Origin of the sequence: Halomonas sp., from assembly GCF_031581305.1 — a bacterium.
Taxonomy (GTDB): Bacteria; Pseudomonadota; Gammaproteobacteria; order Pseudomonadales; family Halomonadaceae; genus Halomonas.
This window is the reverse complement of sequence record NZ_JAVLBC010000309.1, coordinates 1-2199: the sequence shown is the minus strand read 5'-3', so window position 1 is coordinate 2199 and position 2199 is coordinate 1. Positions and strand designations below refer to the sequence as shown.

3 protein-coding genes are annotated in these 2199 nt (G+C 68.8%); 1 reads left to right on the top strand and 2 read right to left on the bottom strand.

Features of this window, described 5'->3' with window-relative positions:
- A partial coding sequence (locus RI841_RS16135) for an efflux RND transporter periplasmic adaptor subunit (protein WP_310706649.1) occupies positions 1-549 on the bottom strand: 549 nt, incomplete at its 3' end.
- A 149-nt stretch (positions 550-698) separates the two neighbouring features.
- On the bottom strand, positions 699-1067 hold the full coding sequence (locus RI841_RS16130) for a group 1 truncated hemoglobin (protein ID WP_310706648.1): 369 nt from the start codon (positions 1065-1067) through the stop codon (positions 699-701).
- Between the two features lie 103 nt (positions 1068-1170).
- Here RI841_RS16130 and RI841_RS16125 point away from each other — a divergent pair.
- Positions 1171-2199 (top strand): hypothetical protein (locus tag RI841_RS16125; RefSeq protein WP_310706647.1); only part of this gene is annotated, 1029 nt, incomplete at its 3' end.

The window sequence follows — 2199 nt, the reverse complement described above, 5'->3', positions numbered from 1 at the left end:
CTCACCGCTGACCTCGATCAGCACGCCGTCGGCTTCGGCGCGCAGGGTCGCATACGCCAGCGCGTTGCGGGCCTGGGCCACGCGGGCCCTGGCCGCGTCACGGCGCGTGGTGGCCTCGCGCACGCCAAGTGCGGCACGCTCGAACGCCTGGCGGCTGAGGTAGTCCTTCTCCAGCAGCTGCCGGTCGCGGGCCAGATCCGCCTCGGCCACGGCCAGTGAGGCCTCGGCCGCGGCCAGCTCCGCGCGCGCCGCGGCCAGCGCTTCTTCCAGATCCCTCGGGTCGAGGGTAAACAGCACCTCCCCCTGGCGAACCGCCTGCCCCGCATCGACATGGCGCGTGGCAATCCGGCCGCTGACCTGAAAGGCCTGGGGGGTTTCATAGCGAGCGCGCACCACGCCGGTCAGCGAAAGCGTGGCGGCCGTATCAGCCGCCAGCGTGGTGGTCTTGACCCAGCGCGGCTCGGGCTCGGCGGATTCGGGCTCCCCTTCCTGGCAGCCGACCAGCAGCAGCACGATCGACAGCAGCAGCGGTGTGACGAGTCTGGGCATCGTTCATCCCTGACGATAAGGCAACGGTGCGGTGATGGCGAAGCGAGACGCCCCGCCATGCCGGCTCATGAATCAGCCTATTCTAAACGATGCATTCCCTCGGTGCCGTGGGACAAACCGTCGCCGTGCCAGGCGAGCGCCGCCTCGACCTATCGATGAACGATCTCCTCCTTGAGCGAATAGGCAACGCCCAGCACCTCATTGCAGACCGGCGGCGGATAGTCCATCTCCTGCATGGCCTGCAGGATGTCGTCGACCACGGCGACGAATTCGGCCGCGCTGACGTTCATCCCGGTGTGCGTCTCGATCATCGAGCGCCCCGTGTACGCTACCGGTCCGCCGGCGCCGGCCGCGAGGAACTCCTTGACCTTCTCGCGGGCGTGGTCGATTGCCTCGCCATCGAGGGCTCGATAGCGGGGTCCGGCAACCTCGTTCTGGAGGTGCAGCTCGACAATGCGATCGACGAGCTTGTCGATACCGGCAAGACCGCCGAGTCTGTCATACAGGGTGTCACTCATGGCAGATGCTCCTCTCTTGGGTGGTGGCTCGCCAGGTGCACTGGGCACCTACCCCCAAGAGCGTGACAATCCGTGTGACAACCGGAACAAGGAGGGCCAAGCGATGACTGCAACGGAGCTATCGCCGATCCGCGCTGCCCTCGACAGCGGCGACTTCGTCAGGGCACGGGAGCTGCTCGCCGGGCTCTGCGCGCCGCCTTCGGCCGAGCTGCTGGAGCTGCGCGCCCAGGCGGCGTACGGGGCCGGTGACCTGGAAGGTACGCTGGCCGCGTATGGCGAGCTCTACCACCTGCACCTGGAAGGCCAGCGATGTCACGAGGCGGCGTTCGCCGCGGTCATGGTGGGCATGTACCTGATGATGGACACGGGCCTGATGGCCACCGTGCGTGCCTGGCTGTCGCGGGCAGAACGCCTGGTGGAAGACGCGCCCGACAGCCCGGTCTGGGCGTGGCTCGCCGCGGTGCGCACCTACGAGCGCCTGATGTGTGGTGACATGCCGGGGACGGGGCACTGGGCCCGACGGGCCATGGCGGGAGGGAAAAGGCACGCCCTGGCGCCGCCCTCGATCATCGGCCAGGTGGCCCTGGCCCGGGTCCGCATCCATGACGGCGAGCTCGATGAAGGGCTGAGCGCCCTGGACGATGTGGCCGTGGAGCTGAGCTCGGGCAACCTCGACCCCCTCACCACCGGGCAGATGTGGTGCGAGCTCATCTGCGCGATGCAGTGGATCGGCCAGCACGACCGAGCGGAAGAGTGGACCGAAGCCATGGAACGCTGGCGCCAGGGCGCCGCGTTCGGGGGCCTCCACGGGCGCTGCCGGGTGCACCAGGCGGAGATCATGAGGCTGCGCGGGCCGTGCGACGCCGCCCAACAGGAAGCCTTGCTGGCCTGCGAGGAGCTGCGCCCGTGGATGCGACGGGAATTCGGCTGGCCATTGACCGAGCTGGGCAACGTGCGGCTGCGCAAGGGCGATTTCGCGGGCGCCGAGGATGCGTTCCTGGCGGCCCACGAGAATGCCTGGCTGCCGCAGCCGGGGCTGGCGATGTTGCGGCTGGCCCAGGGCCGCGTCGATGACGCCTTCTCGATGATCGAGAGCGCCCTCGCGTCCCCGTTCGACGTCCCCTCGAAGGAG